General features: G+C 36.7%; 18 protein-coding genes and 1 pseudogene. 8 read left to right on the top strand and 11 right to left on the bottom strand.

Annotated elements, in window-relative coordinates; translation table 11 throughout:
- Positions 1–213: 213 nt before the first annotated feature.
- The 5 genes from MKZ30_RS06750 (at position 214) to MKZ30_RS06730 (ending at position 7,129) form a co-directional block, all read left to right on the top strand.
- Positions 214–1,071: a PRD domain-containing protein gene (locus MKZ30_RS06750; RefSeq protein ID WP_002420182.1), complete on the top strand. Its 858-nt coding sequence runs from the start codon at positions 214–216 to the stop codon at positions 1,069–1,071.
- Positions 1,072–1,074: 3 nt separating this feature from the next.
- Positions 1,075–2,928, top strand: a complete 1,854-nt coding sequence (locus MKZ30_RS06745; protein WP_002420183.1) for a beta-glucoside-specific PTS transporter subunit IIABC — start codon at positions 1,075–1,077, stop codon at positions 2,926–2,928.
- 16 nt (positions 2,929–2,944) lie between these two features.
- A complete protein-coding gene (locus tag MKZ30_RS06740) occupies positions 2,945–4,366 on the top strand; it encodes a family 1 glycosylhydrolase (protein ID WP_033601242.1) in 1,422 nt (473 codons plus the stop codon).
- Positions 4,367–4,717: 351 nt separating this feature from the next.
- Entirely contained in the window at positions 4,718–5,563 is an 846-nt protein-coding gene (locus MKZ30_RS06735; protein ID WP_002381904.1) for a helix-turn-helix domain-containing protein, read from the top strand.
- A gap of 132 nt (positions 5,564–5,695) precedes the next feature.
- Entirely contained in the window at positions 5,696–7,129 is a 1,434-nt protein-coding gene (locus MKZ30_RS06730; RefSeq protein WP_033601243.1) for a cryptochrome/photolyase family protein, read from the top strand.
- A 317-nt stretch (positions 7,130–7,446) separates the two neighbouring features.
- Here MKZ30_RS06730 and MKZ30_RS06725 read toward each other — a convergent pair whose 3' ends face one another.
- The 4 genes from MKZ30_RS06725 to MKZ30_RS06710 form a co-directional block, all read right to left on the bottom strand.
- The gene (locus MKZ30_RS06725) at positions 7,447–8,457 is read right to left on the bottom strand and encodes a hypothetical protein (RefSeq protein ID WP_033601244.1); all 1,011 of its coding nucleotides are present in this window, start codon (positions 8,455–8,457) and stop codon (positions 7,447–7,449) included.
- A gap of 139 nt (positions 8,458–8,596) precedes the next feature.
- Positions 8,597–9,022: an 8-oxo-dGTP diphosphatase gene (locus MKZ30_RS06720; protein ID WP_002410186.1), complete on the bottom strand. Its 426-nt coding sequence runs from the start codon at positions 9,020–9,022 to the stop codon at positions 8,597–8,599.
- Positions 9,023–9,110: 88 nt separating this feature from the next.
- Entirely contained in the window at positions 9,111–10,889 is a 1,779-nt protein-coding gene (locus MKZ30_RS06715; RefSeq protein WP_033601245.1) for an ABC transporter ATP-binding protein, read from the bottom strand.
- Positions 10,882–12,630 (bottom strand): ABC transporter ATP-binding protein, encoded by a 1,749-nt coding sequence (locus MKZ30_RS06710; RefSeq protein WP_010708179.1) that lies wholly within the window; start codon positions 12,628–12,630, stop codon positions 10,882–10,884. The genes MKZ30_RS06715 and MKZ30_RS06710 overlap by 8 nt, the downstream gene beginning before the upstream one ends.
- 136 nt (positions 12,631–12,766) lie before the next feature.
- Between MKZ30_RS06710 and MKZ30_RS06705 the strand changes: the two genes are divergently transcribed.
- A complete protein-coding gene (locus tag MKZ30_RS06705; protein ID WP_002357554.1) occupies positions 12,767–13,585 on the top strand; it encodes a helix-turn-helix transcriptional regulator in 819 nt (272 codons plus the stop codon).
- A gap of 54 nt (positions 13,586–13,639) precedes the next feature.
- On the opposite strand, the gene MKZ30_RS06700 is transcribed toward MKZ30_RS06705, so the two are convergent.
- Together MKZ30_RS06700 and MKZ30_RS06695 are read right to left on the bottom strand one after the other, a co-directional pair.
- The gene (locus MKZ30_RS06700; protein ID WP_010715208.1) at positions 13,640–14,167 is read right to left on the bottom strand and encodes a GNAT family N-acetyltransferase; all 528 of its coding nucleotides are present in this window, start codon (positions 14,165–14,167) and stop codon (positions 13,640–13,642) included.
- A 19-nt stretch (positions 14,168–14,186) separates the two neighbouring features.
- Positions 14,187–14,291, bottom strand: a pseudogene (locus MKZ30_RS06695) (GNAT family N-acetyltransferase); the annotation flags it as partial.
- A 233-nt stretch (positions 14,292–14,524) separates the two neighbouring features.
- Here MKZ30_RS06695 and MKZ30_RS06690 point away from each other — a divergent pair.
- Positions 14,525–15,133 carry an NUDIX hydrolase N-terminal domain-containing protein gene (locus MKZ30_RS06690; RefSeq protein WP_010715206.1) on the top strand — a complete coding sequence of 203 codons (609 nt, stop codon included), beginning with the start codon at positions 14,525–14,527 and terminating at the stop codon, positions 15,131–15,133.
- Between the two features lie 47 nt (positions 15,134–15,180).
- On the opposite strand, the gene MKZ30_RS06685 is transcribed toward MKZ30_RS06690, so the two are convergent.
- The 4 genes from MKZ30_RS06685 to MKZ30_RS06670 form a co-directional block, all read right to left on the bottom strand.
- Positions 15,181–16,521, bottom strand: a complete 1,341-nt coding sequence (locus tag MKZ30_RS06685) for an NADH oxidase (protein ID WP_002357559.1) — start codon at positions 16,519–16,521, stop codon at positions 15,181–15,183.
- A 297-nt stretch (positions 16,522–16,818) separates the two neighbouring features.
- Positions 16,819–17,262 (bottom strand): Fur family transcriptional regulator, encoded by a 444-nt coding sequence (locus tag MKZ30_RS06680; RefSeq protein ID WP_002357560.1) that lies wholly within the window; start codon positions 17,260–17,262, stop codon positions 16,819–16,821.
- A 138-nt stretch (positions 17,263–17,400) separates the two neighbouring features.
- Positions 17,401–18,333: a cysteine synthase A gene (cysK, locus tag MKZ30_RS06675; protein ID WP_002366697.1), complete on the bottom strand. Its 933-nt coding sequence runs from the start codon at positions 18,331–18,333 to the stop codon at positions 17,401–17,403.
- 228 nt (positions 18,334–18,561) lie between these two features.
- Positions 18,562–19,422: a glucosaminidase domain-containing protein gene (locus MKZ30_RS06670; protein ID WP_002357562.1), complete on the bottom strand. Its 861-nt coding sequence runs from the start codon at positions 19,420–19,422 to the stop codon at positions 18,562–18,564.
- A gap of 354 nt (positions 19,423–19,776) precedes the next feature.
- Between MKZ30_RS06670 and MKZ30_RS06665 the strand changes: the two genes are divergently transcribed.
- Complete coding sequence (locus MKZ30_RS06665) at positions 19,777–20,967, top strand: MFS transporter (RefSeq protein WP_002357563.1); 1,191 nt, start codon at positions 19,777–19,779, stop codon at positions 20,965–20,967.
- Positions 20,968–21,018: 51 nt separating this feature from the next.
- Here MKZ30_RS06665 and tkt read toward each other — a convergent pair whose 3' ends face one another.
- Positions 21,019–23,013 carry a transketolase gene (gene tkt / locus MKZ30_RS06660; RefSeq protein WP_033601246.1) on the bottom strand — a complete coding sequence of 665 codons (1,995 nt, stop codon included), beginning with the start codon at positions 23,011–23,013 and terminating at the stop codon, positions 21,019–21,021.
- Positions 23,014–23,060 lie beyond the last annotated feature (47 nt).

Genomic DNA, 23,060 nt, shown 5'->3' with positions numbered 1-23,060 from the left:
AACAGACAAAAAGATGTTGTAATTTCGAATAAAAATTGTTACTATAAGGGTAAGAAGAAAACGATTGCAACAAGGGGTTGCAAGAAAAGAGTATGTCACTGGTTCGACCAGGCAGAACTCAACAGACAACTGTTATAAATCTTTACATGGGTTAAGGATGACAGTTTGTTTGTTGAGTTTTTTTCGCGGTTTTTTATAGGAAGAAGGGGTTATATGAAAGTCAAACAAATACTAAATAACAATGTAGCGATTTTAACAAAAGGAACCAATGAGGTAATCGTCTATTCTAAAGGAATTGCTTTTCGAAAAAAAGTAGGCCAATCAGTTTCTAAAGAAGAAGTAGACAAAGTCTTTGTGTTAGACTCGGCAGATGTTTTAGAGCATTTTAGTTATTTGTTAGCGAATACAGAAGAATCATTATTTGAAATTGTTCGTAGCATTATTTTACGAGCGGAGGAGCTTTTTCAAAAAAAAGCAACTGATTACCTGTATTTAACGCTTTTAGATCATATTGATTACGCCCTGAAACGTGGTAAGAAAGGCCAATATATTTCCAATCCTCTTCTTTGGGAAGTACGGCGCTATTATCCGAAGTCCTATCAATTAGGAGTAGAAGTGGTGGAACGATTAAACAAAGAATACAACGTTTCATTTCCAGAAGACGAAGCTGCTTCAATTGCGTTACATTTGGTAAATATCCAAGAAGCTGTACAAAATAGCCAAGAGAATGAAAAAGTCACAGAAATTATGAAAGATATTGTGTCCATCGTTCAATACCATTTTGGTGCGCCAATGAATCATGAATCCATTAATTACACGCGTTTCATGCAGCATTTACAATACTTCGTCCAACGGATTTTAACCAATGATACGTATAGTGAAAACGATTCTGAGTTATATCAACAAATTTCACAGCTCTACCCAGAAGCTTATGGTGCGGTGAAAAAAATCGAATTGTATGTCATTGGCACTTTTGGAAAACTGATTTCTGAAGATGAAAAAACATACTTAATGATGCACATTCATCGCATGACTGAACGAACAGAAAAGCGAAAAGAAAGCGATGTGTAGAAAATGAAATATGAAACATTTTTAAAAGAATTAATTGTCTTAGTTGGTGGACCAGAAAATATTGATAGTGTTGCACACTGTGTCACGCGCTTGAGATTTCAATTAAAAGATCGTAGTAAAGCCCAAACAGCCGAAATCCAAGAAATGAAACAAGTGATTGACGTTATCGACAATAATGTGGCTTATCAAGTCGTTGTCGGAACACAGGTGAAAGATATTTATCAAGAATTATTACCTATGTTAGGAATAGGAGAAACAACTACAGACGCACCAAAGAAAAAGACTAATCCATTCAAAGCAATTGTGGATGTCGTGAGTGAAACAATGACACCTTTAATCGAACCAATTTTTGTTGCCGGGATTTTGGCAGGCTTTTTATCATTATTTAAATTACTTGGAATTATCCAAGAAGATAGCTCCACGTTCATTGTGTTAAACACGATTAGTACTGCTGCTTTTCAATTTTTACCAGTGTTTATTGCAGCATCGGCAGCTAAACGTCTCAAAGCGAGTCCCTATTTAGCCGTTTTGTTAGCGGTTACGTTATTGTCTGATTCAATTGACGGTGTAAAAGGTCTAAGTATTTTTGGGTTAGGTTTACCACAAATTACGTATTCAAATAGTTTTGTGCCAATCTTTTTAGGTGTTTGGTTTATGGGGATTTTAACTGAGCGCTTTAAAAAATGGATACCTGATGCCTTGCAATATTTTTTAAATCCATTACTAATTATGCTGATTACCTTACCAGTGACATTATTAATTTTTGGACCATTAGGTACATGGATTGGTGATGCGTTGTTCTTCGTTTGTGATATTTTACAAAATACAGTTGGTTCATGGGCTGTCACAGCCTTATATGCCGCTTGCCAACCATTCTTAATTTTACTGGGTGCTGGTAATTTCGTTATGCCAGTTATTATGCAAATGTTAAGCGAGCAAGGTTATGATAGTATCTTTTTACATGCTTCAACAATTTCAGATATTGCTGTTGCGGGAGCCATGTTTGGTTACTTCCTGCGTGCTCGTCAAGCAAAACAACGTGAATTATTTGGCTCAGTTAGTTTTACTGCATTGATGGGAGTGACGGAACCTGCTGTCTATGGTGTATTCGTAAAATTCCGCCGGCCGTTTATCGCTGTAATGATTGGCGGTGGTTTAGGAGGACTAATTGCTGGACTGTTGAAAGTCAAAACTTATGGCTATGTGTGGGGCCTAACTAGTTTGCCTTCTTATTTAGGCAAAACAAATGATACGAAGAACTTTATGGCTATGCTAATCGCAGTAATTGTCGGTTTTGTCGGTGCAGCGGTTGCTTCGTTTATCCTAGGGATTCCATCAGAAGAAAAAGAACTACCTAAAGAAACAACGACTAACAAAACAACACAAAAAGAACGACTACTGACCAAAAATCCTGTTTTTGCAGCAATTAAAGGAACCGTCATCCCTCTAAGTGAAGTAGAAGATGCGGCTTTTTCAACAGAAGCATTAGGTAAAGGCGTTGGTATCGTTCCAACTGATACCGAAGTGGTTGCCCCTTTTTCTGGCGAAGTTGTTTCTGTTTTCCCGACAAAGCATGCCATCGGACTTAAAAATGCAGATGGTGTCGAATTGTTGATTCATATCGGTATTGATACTGTTTCTTTAAATGGTAAAGGGTTCACTGTCCATGTGACAGAAGGCGAGCATGTTCAACAAGGACAATCATTAGTCACCGTTGATTTTGATTACATTCGCCAACAGGGACTTTCAGATACTGTTATTTGTGTAATTACCAATACAAATGAATTTTTAGATGTTATCGGAACTACAGGAGAATGTGCTTCGTATGATCAAGAAATGCTAAATATTGTATTATAAAAAGGAGACACCGATCATGAAAAACAAAAAATTTTTATGGGGCGGCAGTATCGCCGCTCATCAATTAGAAGGCGCTTATCAAGAAGGCGGCAAAGGCTTAGCAATCATGGATCTGGTTACAGTGGGTGCTGTAGATCAGCCACGAGAAATCACCCAAACCATTGAGGCAGACAAATATTATCCTTCACACACTGGCATTGATTTTTACCATCGCTATCAGGAAGATATCGCCTTATTTGCGGAAATGGGTTTTACCTCACTTCGTATTTCTATTGATTGGTCACGAATTTTTCCAAAAGGAGATGAAACCGAACCGAATGAAGAAGGTTTGTTTTTCTATCATCAAATCATTGATGAATTACTCAGTCAGGGAATCGAACCAATTGTCACTTTGTATCATTTTGAAATGCCAGTTCATTTAGTCAAACAATATGGTTCATGGAAAAATCGGAAAGTTATTGATTATTATTTGCATTACTGTCAGACTGTTTTTGAATCGTTTAAAGAGAAGGTTACTTATTGGTCTACGTTTAACGAAATGAATCACCTCGATCCGACCTCAAACGCTTCTGAACCTTTCACCTATATTTTGACAGGTTTAGAATACGGTAAAATCCAAAATCGGCCACAAGTGTTAGCCGAAATCGGCTATAATATGACACTGGCCGGAGTAAAAGCTGTTCAATTAGGTCATAAAATTAATCCTGATTTCCAAATTGGTTGTGTTTTTGGTTTGACACCCGCTTATGCCAAAGATTGCCATCCAACGAATGCGTTAAATTCATTAAAACAAACAACTCGTGATTTTTATCAGATAGATGCAATGTGCAATGGGACTTTTCCACTTTATAAACAAAAGGAATACGAGAAACTCGGACTCCACATTACTATTTCGCCCGAAGATCAGGAAGCATTTTCCGAAGGTAAAATTGATTGGATTGGTTTAAACTATTATGCTAGCGAAGTTGCGAAATTTGAAGGAGATGACGACGCTGAAAGTTCTCTATGGGGTGGCACTCAAAATCCTCACTTGGAAGTTTCTAAATGGGGTTGGGCAATAGATCCTATGGGTATTCGTTATTTATTAAATATGCTTTACCAACGGTATGGGTTGCCAATTATGATAACGGAAAATGGCTTAGGGGCTGTTGATGTTTTTGAAGACGGCACTGTGCATGACACCTATCGTATTCACTATTTGCAACAACATATTGAGCAAGTCCAAAAAGCCATGACAGAAGATTTTATTGAGGTAATTGGTTATTTAACTTGGGCACCGATTGATTTAGTCAGTGCCACAACAGGTGAAATGAAAAAACGTTATGGCTTTATTTACGTGGATAAACATGACGATGGTACAGGAACATTAGACCGTTATCGGAAAGATTCTTTTTATTGGTATCAACAATTAATTAGAGATTATCCGCAAGGTTGTTAAAAAGAAGAAACAAATTATTTTAAATCTAAATACACCTAACTAAACAAAAGAACAGCAAGAAGTGATGAATACTTCTTGCTGTTCTTTTTCTTAAGAAAAAACCAATAATTTTCGGTTGTATTTGTCTATCCGTTTGTAGTATGATTGAGTCAGTTTTAAAGGAAACATGCCAAGTATGGAAGACCATACTTGACACGCACTGACTAATTAAACATGGGGAACGTTGCCATAAGTTGATGTTCCAGTCAATAATGCAAGTAAATCAAACATAGCATGTACCTCCTTTAATTGATAATCAAAGTATAACATCTTTTAAGGAATTTACATAATAATACAAGTGGAGGTCTGTTCGTGAAGGTAGCAGGAGACAAAATAAAACAAGCGAGAAAACTTAAAAAAATCACACAATCAGAGCTGGCTAACGGCATCTGTACGCAAGCAACAATTAGTAATATTGAAAACCGTAATCTATGTGACAGTTTAGATATTTTCTCATCTATTTGCCTCCGATTAGATTTAGAAGTAGAAGAATGCATGATGATTTCTGAAGAAAAGAAAATTGAAAATCTACTAAACAAAGTCGAGGATTTATCTTTACGGTTATTTCACTTAGAGGCCTACAAATTATTACAAGAAGTGCCTGAAGGTCTTATCTTATCTAATAATGAACTAACGACTAAATTGTTATATTATAAGGGAATTACTTGTTTATTAGGAAAAAAAGATAAAGCAGAGGCCTTGTTTTACCTATACCGGGGCGCGGAAATTGACCGTAAAGTCAATATTTACAACATTTTAAGCCTGAATGCGCTAGGTACGCTATACGAACTGGAAAAAGATATGAGAAAAGCGCAAGTGTATTACGAAAAATCATTACAAGAATTGGAACAATTTAAATTAGAATGTTCCTTGGAGCGTTGTAGAATTTATTATAATTCTGCTAAATTCTACTCGGAAATAAAAGATTACCAAAAAAGTGTCATTTTAAGCGAAAAAGGGATTCAGATTTGTCGTGACAAACACTCCATTTATTTGCTAGATTATCTTTTATATGAAAAAGCCTTTAACAAACAAATGCTCGGGGAAGACACAGCCGATGACTATCGTCAAGCCTATTATTTTACACAATTTTTTGGCAATACAGAAGTCCTGCAATATATTGAGAAAGATATGAAAGCTTTTAATATTTCCTATTAATTTAATCAAAAAGCCGCTAAAAGCTGAAAACTCAGTTTTTACCGGCTTTTTGAAAAGTCTAGGCAAGTTACTTTTAAAAATCAGCAGTCACGGTTACGATAAGCAAGACGAAGTATTTAGGAGGATTTAAAAATGAAAAGAGTAATGTGGTTTAGACGTGATTTACGATTACAAGATAATAAAGCATTAGCACACGCGTTACAAAATTCTGCAGCTGATGAATTGATTTTATTATTCCAAATGAATCCTCAACAATTTATTCAAGAAAGTGCTAATCATAAAGCTTTTTTTGCAAGTTTAGCCTCGTTTAAAGAACGAATCGATCAAGAGGCACATTTACAAATCATGGTCGGCGAACCGTTAGATTTATTTTCACGTTTGAAACGCAAATTACCCGATTGGCAGGCCATTTATTTTAATGAAGATACTTGTGGCTTTGGGGCAAAGCGGGACCAGCAAGCTATGCGCTTTTTTGAAGAAAATAATATTCAGTCTTTCTCTTTTCAAGATGCCTATTTGCATGGCTCTGAAGAAATTAAGAAGAACGATGGCAGCAAGTACCAAGTGTTTACGCCCTATTACAATAAATGGAAAGAGGCGCCTAAAGAAACACCGATTCCTGTTTCCTATACAGCTGAAAAAATTTTTAGTGCGTGTCTTTTTCCAGAAGAGGAAGCAGCTTATCGTGAACAGATTGCGAGGATTCCTTTAAAACACTATAGTGTCGGCGAAAAAACAGCCAGAAGGTGCTTAAATACTTTTATTGATCAAAAACTTCAATCCTATGAAAATAAGCATGATTTTCCTTATCAGGATCAAACGAGTCATCTGTCTACTTTTTTAAGAACGGGAGAACTTTCGATTCGCACCATTTGGCAAGAGCTTGCATCTGCGCCTTCTAGCTTAAGTAAAGAAACCTTCAAAAAAGAATTAGCTTGGCGCGACTTTTACAATATGATCTATAGTACGTTTCCACAACAAAAAGAGGAAGCTATTCAAGAAAAATTTCGTTATATTCAATGGGCAAATGACCCAGAAATGTTTGTCAAGTGGCAAAAAGGGGAGACGGGGTACCCTATAATTGATGCCGCCATGCGACAACTGAATCAAACTGGTTGGATGCACAACCGCTTAAGAATGATAACTGCCTCTTTTTTAGTTAAAAATTTGCACATCGATTGGCGTTGGGGTGAAAAATACTTTCAAAAAATGTTGATTGATTATGATGCCGCCAATAATATCGGTGGCTGGCAATGGGCTGCTTCAACGGGAACGGACGCTGTCCCGTATTTTCGGATTTTTAATCCAATTATCCAGTCAAAAAAATTTGATAATGACGGCCAGTTTATCAAAAAATATATTCCAGAACTTATTCAAGTGCCACAAAAGTATATTCATCAACCAAATCTAATGAACGAAGCTTTACAAACGCAATATCATGTACATTTAGGAGAAAATTATCCAAAACCCATTGTCGATTATGCATCAAGTAAAAAACAAACATTGTTTCTATATGAAGCGAGCAAAGAAATTCATCAAGAAATGAACAATCCAAGGTTTCAATAAACAGTAAACCCAACTAGCTTAGCAAACAACTGTAAGGTTAGTTGGGTGAATTGATTAGTCGAAAGGAGAAGTGGCAATTTATCGGCTAAAGTTTTTTATTTTATTCTAGTTTACATAATATACATTATACGAAGTAGAGTAAAAAGCATTGAAAATCAAACAAAACCAGTCTTTAGTTATCTAGACTGGTTTTGTCATTTACGTTATAAAAATTATGTTTGTTAATTAAATTTTCTTTGATTGTTTGCTGCAGTTTTTTATTCAAAAAAGACCTAGCATAATTTAGGCAGCAAGTTATACAAAGCATTAATTCATGGTTATTGATTGATTGCAACAGTCGTGTCTTCTGTCGATAGACCTGTCATAGAGGTGCTATCGGAAAAAATTTTTTCAACTTCTTGTTCTGATAAAATATTTTCTTTCTTAGGCATTGAAATCATCGCTTTTTTGGCTTTTTGTGTAATGCTAATTTTACTAGATAATGATTCAAGTCCCATGTCAACGTTCTTGTCTTGTTGCGGTTTCACATTAATCAACATATTTGTTTTATTTTCTTTTGTATTAACGGAAACTTTGGCAGAAACATCTTTGACTTTTTCGAAAGGATCTTGTTCTTTACCTTTCTCAGATGTTTCTGTCGTAATTTTGATTAACTTTTGTAATTCTTTTTTTGTAAACGTATGGGTAATGGTATCCCCTTTTTTCTCGAACGTATCCTTGTCTAATCCTTCTAAAAACTCTTTGTATGCCTTAGCAGACTGTTTTCGTTCTTTTTCCGATTCTTGATACTCTTTGATTGTATCTTGCCATTCTTTCGTACTTTCCTCGTTCATGGCTAAAAGATCAATGTATTTTCCTTTTAGTTTTTCTGTATCTAACTGAGAACTATCGATAGCACCGTCAGTCATTGAGTCTGCGACAGCGACAATATATTCCATCATATCTGTTGCTAAATAGAGTTTTGGCTCTTTGCCCTCGTTATCTAATGATCCAACCAATGAAATCGGTACATCCATGCCCATCGCTTTTAATTTCATCTCTAAGTTGAATGCTTTTTCTTTTTTAGCATCTACTTGAATCTTCCCAGAAAGCGATGCGTCTTTGATTTGCGTGATGAGCATCCCAATCATAGGATTCGTTTGTGCACCATCTTCTTGTGAAAATTTCATGTCACTAATTGACATAGAGAAATCCCAAACCCCAGATTCTTGTGCGTTTTGATTGCCGATCCCTTGAATGAACTCATCTTTCGCGCTTTTGCCACAGCCTGTCAGTAACAAAGCTGAACAGAAAACGCCTGCGATAATCCCCACTTTTCTTTTTAACACACTTTTTCCCCCTCATTATATAAAAAATTAATTCCCTTTTATTAAGAATAGCAAACATTGCTTATAAATAGCAATGTTTAATTTTAGATTTCCTCTCTTTTAATAAGTGGGATTGATTTAATCTTTTAGGTTTGAATCATTAAGCTGTATTATTTTTAAAATAAAATTGCTTTTCGCCAAAAAATACTGGGAAAAGTTCTGCTAAACTGCCAGCTAAAGGACCTTCTCGCAATTCTTTTTCAGTGACCCAAAACAAGGGTTGTTCCGTTTCTTCTGGTAGTTCAGCCGCTGTTTCTGCAATGAATAATGTGGCTAATTCCCGCGCACCCGAACAATCATTCAGCCATTCTGCAACACCTACTAATTGTGGCTTCAGCACTAATCCTGTTTCTTCAAGGAGTTCGCGAACCATGGCTGTTTCCATGCCCTCGTTTTTTTCAACATGCCCGCCAGGGAACGTCCAACCAGGCCAATCCTTTTTTTGTCGTTCTTGCACAAGGATTTCATTTTTCTGATTTCTAATCATACATAATGTTGTTAATTCTACTTCAAAATTCCGATTCATTTGGCACCTCATCATTTTTTCCTTTGTTAAGGTTACGATACAGAAAAACAGAGAAAGATTCAACTAAGAATTTTCTCTGTTTTATCATCTAACTCTTTAATAAGTCGTATTGCGATTGATATAAATGATGATATAACGCATGTTTTGCCATTAGTTGATCATGAGATCCTTCTTCCACAATACGACCACCATCAATATAGAAAATTTTATCGCTATTTTTGATGGTAGAAAGTCGATGAGCAATAATAAACGATGTCCGTCCTTTCAGAAGTTGTTGTAGTCCTTCTTGTAACAATTCTTCTGTTTTTGTATCAATACTGGAGGTTGCTTCGTCTAAAATTAAAATTTTGGGATCTGCCAGTAAAGCACGAGCAAATGAAATTAATTGGCGTTGTCCTGCCGAGAGTGTACTCCCCCGTTCTTCCACAACTGTTTCATAGCCATCTTTTAAATCCTTGATAAAGTCGTGCGCACGAACAATTTTTGCGGCTTGGATAACTTCTTCCTCTGTGGCTGCTAAATTTCCGTACCGAATGTTTTCAATAATTGTTCCTGAAAAAATAAACGTATCTTGAAGCATTACCCCCATTTGTTTCCTTAACGAACGGAGTGTCACATCGCGAACATCATAACCATCAATTTTAACGGCCCCTTCATTCACATCATAAAAACGACTTAACAAATTGATGATTGTTGTTTTACCCGCACCTGTTGGCCCAACCAAGGCGATTGTTTGTCCTGGCTCAATATGAAAACTAACATCGGTCAAAATATTTTTCCCTTCTTCATAACGGAAATAAACATGCTGAAAGTCAACGGTTCCTTTAATTGGCGGCAACGCAATAGCATGCGGCGCATCTTGAATTTCTGGAACAACATCCATCGTTTCAAAAATCCTTTCCAAATAAGCAGTTGCAGTAATCAGAGAATTGTAGAAGTTACCAATATTGATGACTGGATTCCAAAAGTTATTGATATAACCGATAAAAGCAATTAGCGTCCCAGTAGTAACGGACACACCTAATTGACGGATTCCTACGAAATAGATAAAACAAGTCGTAATGACGGATATATTTTGCACTGCTGGCCATAATAAATACTGGACACGCACAGCTTTCATAAAGGATTGACGATATTCTTCGCTTACCTCGTTAAAAATCTGGAAATTTTCATCTTCTCGTGCAAAAGATTGTGTAATTTTAATTCCTGAAATACTTTCATGAATATAGGCATTTAAGTTTGATTGTTTATTGCTAAGCTCTTGGTAAGCTTTCCGTTGTTTCCCTTGAATAAATAGAACCATCACGAACAACATAGGCAATAGCAGTAAACTGTATAAGGTTAATTTCACATCAATAAATAACATGAAAATTAAGGTAATAATCACATTAAATAAATCAGAAATTAAATTGATCAATCCGTTACTTAATAAATCACTTAACGTATTGATGTAATTGACCACCCGAATTAAGATTTTCCCATGCGGCCGACTGTCAAAGTAAGAAAATGGTAATTTTTGTAGATGCTCAAAAATTGAAAAACGCATATCTTTTAAAATATCTTGTCCAATTTCTGTGATGGCATATATCCGATAGCGCATACACCAACCAATAATCACCAAGGAAAATAGGAAAATAGCTCCTAGTATCAAGAGTAACGAGAGATTCTTTTGTGGAATTACTTGGTCAATCGCAATTTTAGTAAAGTAAGGGCCTAACATACTTGCCAGATTAGCTAATATGATGACAAATAATGTTTTAAAAACAGCTTTTTTGTAAGGCTTAATATAGGCGCCTAATCGTTTATAGTGGGACCAATTAAATTCTTTTTCTAAAGTCTCATCTACATCAAACGTATTTCTAGCCACGCGACTCACCTTCCTTTGTCAGACCTAATTGTTTTTGATATACGTCAAAATATTTGCCTCTTTGTTCGACTAATTCGCTATGCGTACCGCTTTCTACCACACGGCCTTTTTCCATCATCAAAATTAAATTGGCCTCTCTCACAGAAGAAATTCGGTGGGCAATAATAAATGTCGTTTTCTTTTCCGTCAAACGACCTAGTTCTTTTTGAATTTTTGATTCTGTTTCCATATCAACAGCGGAAGTTGTGTCATCTAAAATTAAAATAGCTGGATCTTTGGTTAAGGCACGGGCCAGTGAAATCCGCTGTTTTTGGCCACCAGATAGGCCAACGCCGCGTTCACCAACAATTGTTGCATAACCTTCGGGCATTCTGGAAATAAAGCTATGGGCATCAGCAATTTCAGCCATCATTTGCACTTGTTCCAAGTTAGCCAGTGTATTACCAAAAGCAATGTTATCTTCTATCGTATTGGAAAAAAGAAAGACATCTTGCATAACCATGGAGATATTTTCTCGCAATTTACGAACAGAATAGCTTTTAGCATCTTTTCCATCAATATAAACAGTGCCTTTTGTTGGATCATAGAACCGAGCGATTAAGTTAACTAAAGTGGTTTTGCCTGAACCAGTTTCCCCTAAAATACCAATTGTTTCACCAGGTTTTGCTGAAAATGAAACATCCGATAAAATGGGGGTTTCTGGATCATCTGAAAAATGAAAGGACACGTGATCAAACGTCACATAACCTTGGATTGGTTCTGCTTCTTTTTCCCGAGCAATGGGAATCTTCGGTTTCGTTGCTAATAACTGACGAATTTTAATGGACGATGCCGTAAAGCGTTGCACATCATTGATCAACCAGCCACTCATTCGCATCGGCATGTTCAACATCCAGAGAAAGCCGTTAAAGGCAACTAAATCACCAATTGTCATCCGACCTTGAATTACAAAGAGGCCACCAAGAACTAAGGCAATAACATTTAAACTACCTGCAAAACCGTCTAACCACGGTAAATATTTTTTTGAGACATCTGCAGAAGCCATATTCCATTTTTTATAGTCTTCATTGTGCTTGTTAAACTTTTCAATTTCATAAGGTTCTTGAGAAAAAGCTTTAACCACCCGATTTCCACCAATATTTTCTTCGACCATCGAATTTAGCCGAGAAAAACTTTCCCGGATCTCAAAAAATACCGGATGCGATTCCTTCGACATTTTTTGTGTTAACAGAAAAATCAAAGGTGTAATTAAAATTAATGCTAGCATCAATTGCCAATTGATCGTCCCCATCACAATCACGGCTGCGATGAACCATAAAATACATTCTAAGAGGTTATAAGTGACCCAAGAAACAAAATGGCGGATAGCGTCTGTATCCCCTGTCATTCGCGCCATAATATCGCCAACACGTGTATGATTAAAGAAATCAAAATCTAATTCTTGAAGTTTGACATACATATCTTTTCTTAAGTCAAATAACGCAGATTGTCCAACCGATTCAAACAAGACTTGATAACTATAACGAACAACTGTCCGAATAACGGTCACCCCAATCATAATCCCAAGAATTGGGACAAGCTCTTCAGTTTTCCCCTGATTGATTACTTGGTCTACAATTCTGCCAGATAACAATGGAATAATAACAATTAAAATAGCGTTAATAACGACAAAAATAACAGCTAGCAGTAACTTATTCTTATTTTTTTTAGCATATTGCCAAATCCATTCAAAACTATTCATTTTCTCCCCTACTCTCTCTTGTTTTTATGGACGTGTATAAGATTACTTTTTTTTTATAGGAAAAGAAATGGGCATTCTTGTATATTTTGATGTACAATATAGTATAGAAAGCGGATACAAGTAGGAGTGATTTTTTATGAACTACACAAATAGTCGAACGTTTAATCCTGAAATTTTATATGCCTTCGATCCTTGGAACGAAGAGACCCACCCTTATAATTGTCATCATCATGAATTTCTGGAAATATCTATTCTTTTAGAAGGTGAATCTGAATATATTGTTCAAGGGCAACAGTACCATGCCACTGCTGGTACGGTGTTTCTTTTTAATCCGCGAACGGAACATGGTGAGCAACAAAAAGCAGGAACTTACTCACATCAACTACACATTGGCATTTCAAATCTCTATTTAGAAGGCTTAGCGCGAAACGTATTTCCAAATAAATCAGCTTTATTAGATTTAAGTCATTTACATGGTGCTTTTTTAGAAAAAGCTTGGCAAATTGTTCATGAATTAAACCATCAAGAAGTTGAATCAGCGTTACAAATTAAAGCTTTAGTTATTGAACTATTGGTCTATATTTTAAGAAGCTTAGCAGTTGATCAAGAAAATAAAATTGAAACTCGGCTATCGAAAACGGAAAAAAGAAAACGAAATTTAGTCAATCATACGATTTATTATCTGGAAACGCACCATGACGAAGAAATTACTTTGGAACAGTTAGCAGAAATGTTATATGTTACCCCGACTTATTTGTCGAAAACCTTTAAAGCGGCCACAGGCGTTGGGCCAATCAATTATTTAATTCAAATCCGCTTAAACCATGCGAAAGAATTGCTGAAAAATGATTCCTTAAGTGTCAAAGAAGTGGCAAAAACGGTTGGTTACGAAGATGCCTATCATTTCAGTAAATTATTCAAAAAATATTATGGAAAATCCCCTTCACAATTTTAAGATAAAAAAACAAGGAATCGTCGGCTTCATTGCGTCCGTTTCCTTGTTTTTGCTTTACGTTGACTCTTTTAACTGTTTCGTCATTGTATAATCGGTATGACGTTCATTTCCCATATAAAAATCATGTTCATCTGTTTTGACGAAGCCTAATGATTGATAAAATTTTTGCGCTGAATGATTATGTTCCCAAACACCTAACCAAACCGTCTCTTTTTCTGCTTCTTCTGCTAATTCAATTGCTTTCGTAATCAAATGTTTGCCTAAGCCTAAACGCTTAAAAGATTTACGAATATAAATGCGCTCAACTTGTAACGCTTGTGGATGTTGATAGGTAATCTGAGCATCACCGTGATTTAATTTCACATAACCTGCAAGTTCATTATTATAAAAAGCAAAGAAATATTGCGAATCTTTATGTAAGATTTCGCTTTCTAAAACTGCTGGACTAAATTTCCTCTCATAATGTGCCTGTAAATCCTCTTCGTTTTCGCCATTTCCATAAGTATCTGCAAAAGTCTCTTGGCAAATGGCCTCTAATTCTGGTACGTCTGCGACGGTACACTCTCTAATAAATACTGACATACTAAAACTCCTTTGTAGATTAAATCAACTGTTTAATTAAAATTAAACAAGGATTCCAAGCGTCCCATAATGTCGGAAAAACCTCAAGGCGCTTAAAACCCAATGATTCGTAAAAACGAATAGTATGATATTAACCTGTCTAGCGAATGACGTCAATCTTTTTGCTTTGTTTACATAACAAAATTATTGTATACACGATCCTTTTTATTAAATAATAGCATAAGTAGTTTAAAAATGTAAGCTAGTCATTTATTCTTTATTATTTCCTTAAACCGACTCCTTTTTTCACTTAATCTGCCCTTCCTTTATTTTTTTCTGTTAAACTAAACGTATTAAGTCTATGAGGAGCGTGCGTATATGGATTATCTGAACACCTATAAGCGGTTGCTAGCATTGGCAGATGCAGGTCTTTTTTACGGGAAAGATGCTTTTGATCAAGAACGTTACCAAGAACTACGGGAACTTACGTTACAACTTATTAGCGCAACCGGACACGAAGCGACTGTCTTGCCCGACTTAGAAAAAATCTTAACTAAAGAGGAAGGTTATCCAACACCGAAAGTAGATGTTCGCGGTTTGATAAAAAAAGAGAATCGTTTTTTATTAGTTGAAGATTTACGGACCAAAGAATGGTCATTACCTGGTGGCTATGCCGAAATTGGCTACTCCCCTAAAGAAAATATTGAAAAAGAAGTATTGGAAGAAACTGGCTTAGTTGTTACAGCAAAAGAATTGCTTGCTGTTTATGATACAGATAAACGAAAAGACATTCCTCAACTATTTCAGTACTATAAAATGATCTTTTCTTGTGAGATTTTAGAAAATCATCCCTTTGAAAAAAACATTGAAACCTCGAATTGTGCTTATTTTTCTTTAGATAATCTCCCCCCTCTTTCTATCAAACGAACAACTAAAGAGCAATTAATGGCATTAATGAACCAAACAACTGGAGCGCTTAGTGACTAACAAAAAGGATGAAGAACTTCTGTTCTTCATCCTTTTTCTATTATTAATTACATATTTTCTAAAGCGGCTTGGGCTAATAAGTTTAAGTAGTTCCAAGGGCGATCAAAATGTGGTTGGAAGAAGAAATCAGAAATCGCTAAATCTTCGACAGTCATTTTATTTTGGACCGCTAATGATAAAGTATTGGCAGATTGTGTGATATCATATTTAGACATCAATTGACCACCAACAATGCGTTGTGTTCCTTTTTCATAAACTAATTCCATCAGAACTTTTTCAGTTGTTGGCATAAACTCTGGACGATAGTTATCTTCGAAAACAGTTGCTTCGACATCTAGTCCGTTTAATTTGGCACTTTCTTTTGTCACACCTGTTGAACCAATTTTCCAACCGAATAAATATAAGCCAGAAGTTCCCTGTGTGCCACGATAAGCCAATTTTTGTTCAGTCAAATTACGACCTACTAGCATACCTTGACGAACAGCATTCGTTGCTAATGGGATATAATTTTTTGTTTGACTTGGGTTGTAGTGAACAACTGCACTATCACCCGCAGCAAAAATATCAGGATTGCTTGTTTGCATATACTCATTGACTTCGATTGCACCATTTGGTAACATGTCAACTTTATCTTTTAATAATTCTGTATTTGGACGGAAACCAACACACATAATCACCATATCTGCTTCGAATTCTTGACTTGGTGTAATGACTTTTGCTACTTTTCCTTGCTCATCTGCTACGAATTGTTGGACATTTTCACCTAAAGCTAAATTAACGCCACGATCAACTAATTCTTTTTCTAGAACATCTGTGAATGGCTTATCTAAATATTTATTTAAAATGCGGTCTAACCCGTCAACTAAAGTAACTTGTTTACCTGATTCTACAAAAGCTTCTACTAATTCAATACCAATATAACCGCCACCAACGACAACGACACGTTTGGCATCTTTCGCTTTTTCGATGATCACGTTGGCTTGTGAATAGTTCTTACATAATAAAATATTTTCAGCATCAATTCCTGGAATTGGTGGAATAATTGGCCAAGAACCAGTTGTCATTACTAATTTATCATAAGAAACGGTCTCTGTTGCACCCGTTTGTAAGTTTTTCGCTATAACAGTTTTGTCGTCCACGTTGATTTCTTCAACATTGTGTTCCATCTTCACTGTTGCTCCTAAAGAAGCCAGTTCTTCTGGATTTGAATAAAATAAATCAGCAGCATTTTTAACTACGCCTCCAACGTACAAGGCAATTCCGCAAGATAGGAAGGAAATATTGTCATTTCTTTCATATACAGTGACTTCCGCCTCCGGGTGATTTGCTAAAATACTTTTAACTGCTGAAGTTCCAGCATGGGTACATCCTACGACTACGACTTTCATGTTGTAAATCCCTTCTTTCACAATCTTTGTTTTGCAGAGGTGACGTCTCCCTCTGTCTGTTTAAAATATATCAGAGGAATCAAGCTTATTCGAGTTCTATGCTTGTGAATCGCATATAAAAAAATTCACAAACTGTTGCTAATTCTTAATAATAGCTAGTTAATTTTTTGTTTTTAAGAATTTAAAAGTCAATAACCACACAAAAAAACAAGCATAAGAGTGAAAACTCTTACGCTTGTGAAATTTGCCTAGACAAGTGACTTATCTTTTGATAAATTTTTAACAGTATGTAATTTTTTACACATTCTCCTGTTGTGCTTGTTGGCAATCTGGACATAATCCATATAATTCTAAACGATGTTCATTAATTTCGAAGCCTGTTAATTTACTAGCGGCCATTTCAACGTCCTCTAACCCTGGATAATGAAAATCAACGATTTTACCACATTTTTGACAAATCACGTGATAATGTTTCTTCGAACTAAAATCAAAACGACTAGATGCATCGCCATAACTCATTTCTTGAACGAAACCGATTTCAGTAAATAAACGTAGATTGTTGTAAACCGTTGCTACACTCATATTTGGAAAATGATCTTCTAGTGCGCGATAAATTTCATCAGCTGTTGGGTGTGTATGATTTTCGATTAAATATTCCAAGATAGCATAACGTTGCGGAGTAATTCGGATATTGGCTTCTTTTAATTCAGCAAGTGCATTTTTAACCAATACGTTGTCCATCTTTGTATCCCTCCCCTGTCTATCTTTCTTAAATAATACTATTTCTTATTACGATTGACAAGAATTATTGTAGGATTCTCGTGGAAAAAACGAGCATTTTACTAAACTAAGAGAAATGCTCGTTTTTTGGCGTGTTTTTTATTCTGGAAATTCGTAAAGAGCTGTCGAAAGATAACGTTCACCGTTATCCGGAACCAACGCTAAGACACGTTTGCCTGCGCCTAATTCGACTGCCAAATCAATGGCAGCTTTAATTGCTGCCCCTGCTGAAATCCCCACAAGGATGCCTTCTTTTGGCCCCATTAAACGAGCAGTTTCTAACGCGTCTTCACTAGAAACGGCGGCAACTTTTTGATAAACGGTGGTGTCTAAAACGTCTGGGACAAAGCCAGCACCTATTCCTTGGATTTTATGTGGACCTGGTTCGCCACCTTCTAAAACAGGCGACTCCGTTGGTTCTACTGCAACAATTTCAATATCTGGAAAAATCCGCTTCAATTCATGGCCAACTCCTGTAACGGTTCCCCCAGTGCCAACACCAGAAACAAACGCATCTAAGCCACGTTTACCAAAGACATCAACAATTTCTTTTCCTGTTTTTTGTTCATGTACCATTGGATTAGCTGGATTATTAAATTGCAAAGGCATGAAGTACCCGTGTTCTTCTGCTAATGCTGTAGCTTTTGCAATTGCCCCTTTCATTCCTTCGGCACCAGGGGTTAATAATAAATCAGCCCCATATGCTTGCATTAATTTGCGGCGTTCAATACTCATAGTATCTGGCATCACAATCTTAACTGGATATCCCAACGCAGCACCTACCATTGCTAACCCAATGCCTGTATTACCACTAGTCGGCTCAATAATCGTTTGTCCAGGTTTTAGGCGACCATCTGCTTCGGCTTGTTGAATCATGCTTAAAGCAATTCGATCTTTCACACTGCCACCAGGATTAAAGAACTCTAGTTTAACAAAAACATCTGCAGCTCCTTCTGGTACCATCCGTTTTAATTTCACAACTGGGCTTTGACCAATTAACTCTGTTACTGATTTTACATAACCTTTAGTCACAATCCTACATCCTCCAATTTTACAAACAATATAATAATTCTTTCTCTAAGCATAGCTCAAAAAAACGATTTCTACCAGAAAAACGAATTTTAGTTTGTGAAAAATTAAATAAAAAAACGGATTATACTCATCAAATAATTGCTGCTGGCCCTACCTATTTTCACGATAAAAGACCTTACAAAAACTACTGCTTTTGTAAGGTCTTTCTTCAACTAAATAATTGCAAAATTAACCGATTTGGATGGTTTGACCCACCGATAAAACAGAATCCAATGTTAATCCATTTAGTGACATTAAATTATCAACTGTCGTTCCAAAACGTGCAGCAATGTCCCACAATGTATCGCCGTTTGCGACAGTGTAACTTTGACTAGCTACAGTTTCTGCTGTTGCTGTTGCAGAAGCCGCTGTATCGATTGTTGTATCAACGGTTCCCGTTGTATCTGAATAACTAGTGGTTTGAGCGACTGGTGCTCCCCAATCATATTGAGTTAAATTATATGCTTCAATTAACCAATTCAATTTTTCGGCATAGCCTGGATCAGTTGCATAACTTCCAGCTAAAGCGGCTGTTGCATCGCGATAACTGCTAGTATTACTCTTCCAAACGCCTGAATAATGGTATGTATCCCCAAAAGCAGTGGAACGAATAACATTGGCATGATCTTGGAACGATTCCGCATAAGAATTATAACTTCTAAATGCTGCTGTGACGGTCACCCATTGTCCGTCTAAATATTCTTTTGTTGGCATATAAACAGATTGTCCATTATAACTTCCTTTTACACCAAACAAGTTATAGTTCGGTGCAGATGCTAACCCAGAACTACCATAACTACTTTCTAGCAACGCTTGAGCAATCATGACGGAAGCATACATATCATTGCTATTGGCAACGGCTGCTGCTGAATTTCCGATTTCATTAATAAATGCTTGCTGGCTCGATTCTGCTTGGGCAGGTACCGCAGCACCAACCACAGGTGCTAAAATCATTGAAGTCCCCGCAACGGCGGTAGCACGTTTATAAGCTTTTTGCTTTTTAAGAGCTTTTTGAATATGTTTACTACTTCTTGTTAACTGTTCGCTCATTCATTTTTCCTCCTCACTGTCTCACTTTTCTATTTTACCGTTAATTTCCTATTGAAACAAGAAATAAACGTATTAAATTTTGAGTTTTAAAATTTCTGTAATGTAATTGAAATCTTGTTTGTATTTAATTAACCCTCTTCACACTTGTGAAAACAACCACTTCTTCTTTTCATTTTGATGAGATTTTTGTTATTTATCCTCTTACTTTTCTTTATTTATTGTGATAAACTTTTTAATGGACTTGTCACTTTTTGAACAAACTTTATAAGAGAAGTCTGTTTTTTTAGTCAAAACAACTATTACCGAGTAGTTGTTGTATTACAAAATGAATTACATAGAAATGTAGGTGGTTAGATGAAGAAACAACAATCGGGTTTAACAAATCAAGTGACGTTTTTATTAGCGTTAACTTGCGGGGTCGTGGTCGCCAATATGTATTATATTCAACCAATTGGCACCCAAATTGCTCAGGCCTTTCAAGTCAGTATTGGTTCTATTGGTTTTGTTACTATGCTGACCCAATTAGGGTATGCGCTAGGCTTACTTTTTCTTGTTCCATTAGGCGATGTCGTTGATCGCCGCAAATTAATCATTCGAGTAGCCGCACTCTCCTCGCTGTCTCTAAGTGCTGCGTTTTTTGCACCAAGTTTTCTCCTGTTTGCACTCTCTTCTTTTTTTATTGGGTTGCTCTCTATTGTCGCCCAAATTATTATTCCTTATGCAGCGGTCATGGCGGGGCCAGCGAACCGTGGTAAAGTAACAGGTCGAATGCTTGGCGGACTATTGACAGGGATTTTATTGTCTCGAACGATTTCGGGTTTCATTGCTAGTGCAGCTTCTTGGCGAACAGTGTACCTAATCGCCGTAATATTCGTGTTAGCATTGGTCGTTCTACTCCAATTAAAATTACCCAAAACAGTGATACATACTCAAACTTCAAATCGATTAACTTATTTAGGTTCTTTGAAAAGTCTTCCTAAACTAATCAAATCGCAACCTTTGTTAAGAGAAGCAACTGTCAATGGCTTTTTTATGTTTGCAACCTTTTCAATCTTTTGGTCTACATTAATTTTCTTTGTTAGTAGTCCAGCTTATTATTGGGGACCGAAAGAAGTCGGTATTCTAGCAATTTTTGGTTTATCGGGAGCTTTCGTAGCACCCATCATTGGTCGTCTATCCGATTATTATCCAGAACGGAAGATTGTTTTGATTGGCCTGTTGATGCAGTTCGGTAGTTTTATCTTACTTTTTCTAGGTGGAACACATGTGGTCTTACTAATCTTAGCAATTATTGTTTTAGATATCGGTACCCAATTTGGGCAAGTAGCCAATCAAACACGCGTCCAAAATTTGGGAGAAGAAGCCAGCAATCGTAACAATACCGTCTTTATGTTTTTCTATTTCATCGGCGGTTCACTGGGTTCATTGATTGGTACATTAATGTGGCAAAACTATGGTTGGTCTGGTGTTACTTTAACTGGTATTGGGTTCCAATTGTTCGCATTATTTTTCCACTTTATGCTCTTTGCTCCCAAAAAGAAATGAAGCAAAAAAACCTGAATGCTATCACAAGCATTCAGGTTTTTTAATGTTTATTTATAGTGATTTATAGGTATTAACCACATTTTCAGGAGTAAAGCCGAATTTTTCAAGAACTAGACCGCCAGGTGCAGAAGCGCCGAAGTGATCAATTGTAATTGTTTTGCCTTCCGTTCCTACATAGCGTTCCCAACCAAAGCTTGCTGCAGCTTCAATTGCCACACGTTTTGTCACAGCTTTAGGTAACACACTTTCTTTATATTCAGCAGATTGTTTTTCAAACAAATCAAAACTTGGCATTGACACGACAGATACATCGATGCCTTCTTCCGCTAATTTCGCTTGTGCTTCCACTGCTAGATTTACTTCAGAACCAGTCGCAATTAAAATCCCTGCTGGTTGTTCACCTTTTTGTGGTGACAATACATAAGCACCTTTTTGAACAGAAGCAGAAGCGTGTTCTAACGTTCCTTCTAAAACAGGTAAGTTTTGACGACTTAGAACTAAAATAGTTGGTGTTTCCGTAGAAGTCATAGCAATTTTCCAAGCAGCAACAGTTTCATTGCCGTCTGCTGGACGAATCACATGAACATTTGGAATGCAACGAACACTTGCTAATTGCTCAATTGGTTCGTGTGTTGGCCCATCTTCACCCACCGCAACAGAGTCATGCGTTAAGACGTAAGTTACAGGAACTTTTTGTAAAGCGGCTAAACGGATTGCTGGACGCAAGTAGTCAGTAAAGACGAAGAATGTCCCGCCATAAACATGGCTACCACCGTGTAATTGAATCCCGTTCATTGCTGCAGCCATTGCAAATTCGCGAACACCAAACCAAATATTACGGCCTTCGTATTGACCAGGTTCGAAATCTTTTTCTGCAGCAACCATTGTATTATTTGAGGCAGATAAATCGGCTGAACCGCCCCAGAAACTTGGAACAACTTTTGAAATAGCTTGAATCGTTTCTTTACTTGTTACACGACTTGCAGCACTTGTTCCTAGTTCATATTTAGGTAATTCTTGTTCCCAACCTTCAGGTAATTGGTTGGCAAAAGCTTCTTTAAATTGTTTGGCTAATTCTGGATGCGCATGTTCATAGTTCTTAAACATCTCATTCCAAGCCTCTTCAGCTTTTTGGCCTTCGTCAATCATCGTTTCTTTAAAACGAGCAGCGACTTCCTCTGGCACAGTAAAGTTAGGATATTCCCAACCATAAACAGCTTTAGCCGCTGTAATGCCCTCTTCACCAATTGGCGCGCCATGAACGGAAGAAGTTCCTTCTTTTGGTGCTCCGTAACCGATGACTGTTTTAACTTCAATCAATGTTGGTTTATCTGTTTCAGCTTTAGCCGCTTCAATCGCAGCCTCTATTTCATCTAAATCATTGCCGTCTTTAACTAAAATATGTTGCCATCCGTATGCTTCATAACGAGCCCCAACATTTTCAGTAAAGGCTTTAGAAGTTGGTCCATCTAATGAGATGTCATTTGAATCGTACAAGACAATTAATTTACCTAATTTCATATGACCAGCCATTGAACTTGCTTCTTGAGAAACACCTTCCATTAAATCGCCGTCACCACAAATTGCGTACGTGTAATGATCCATAATAGGGAAACTATCACGATTATAAGTTGCAGCTAAATGCGCTTCAGCCATTGCCATACCAACAGCCATAGCAATCCCTTGTCCTAGAGGTCCCGTTGTTGCTTCAACACCATCTGTGTGGTGCACTTCTGGATGCCCTGGTGTTTTACTATCCCATTGACGGAAATTTTTCAAATCGTCAATTGTTACGTTGTATCCTGATAGATGTAATAAGCTGTACAACATTGCAGAGCCGTGGCCTGCTGAAAGTACAAAACGATCACGATCAACCCAGTTTCTAGAAGTTGTTGGGTTCACCTTTAAATGTTTTGTCCAAAGTGCATACGCCATTGGGGCAGCACCCATTGGTAAACCAGGATGTCCTGAGTTCGCTTTTTGTACGGCTTCAATACTTAATGTCCGGATTGTATTAACGCCCAATTGATCTGTCTTGTCAAACAAAAAAATCATCTCCTAATTTAGGTTTTTTTTACCTTTATTCATAGTGT

This window comes from Enterococcus sp. LX10, assembly GCF_023539285.1.
GTDB lineage: Bacteria > Bacillota > Bacilli > Lactobacillales > Enterococcaceae > Enterococcus > Enterococcus faecalis.
Note: the sequence above shows the minus strand (reverse complement) of the source record. Positions and strands in the feature narration are given on the sequence as shown.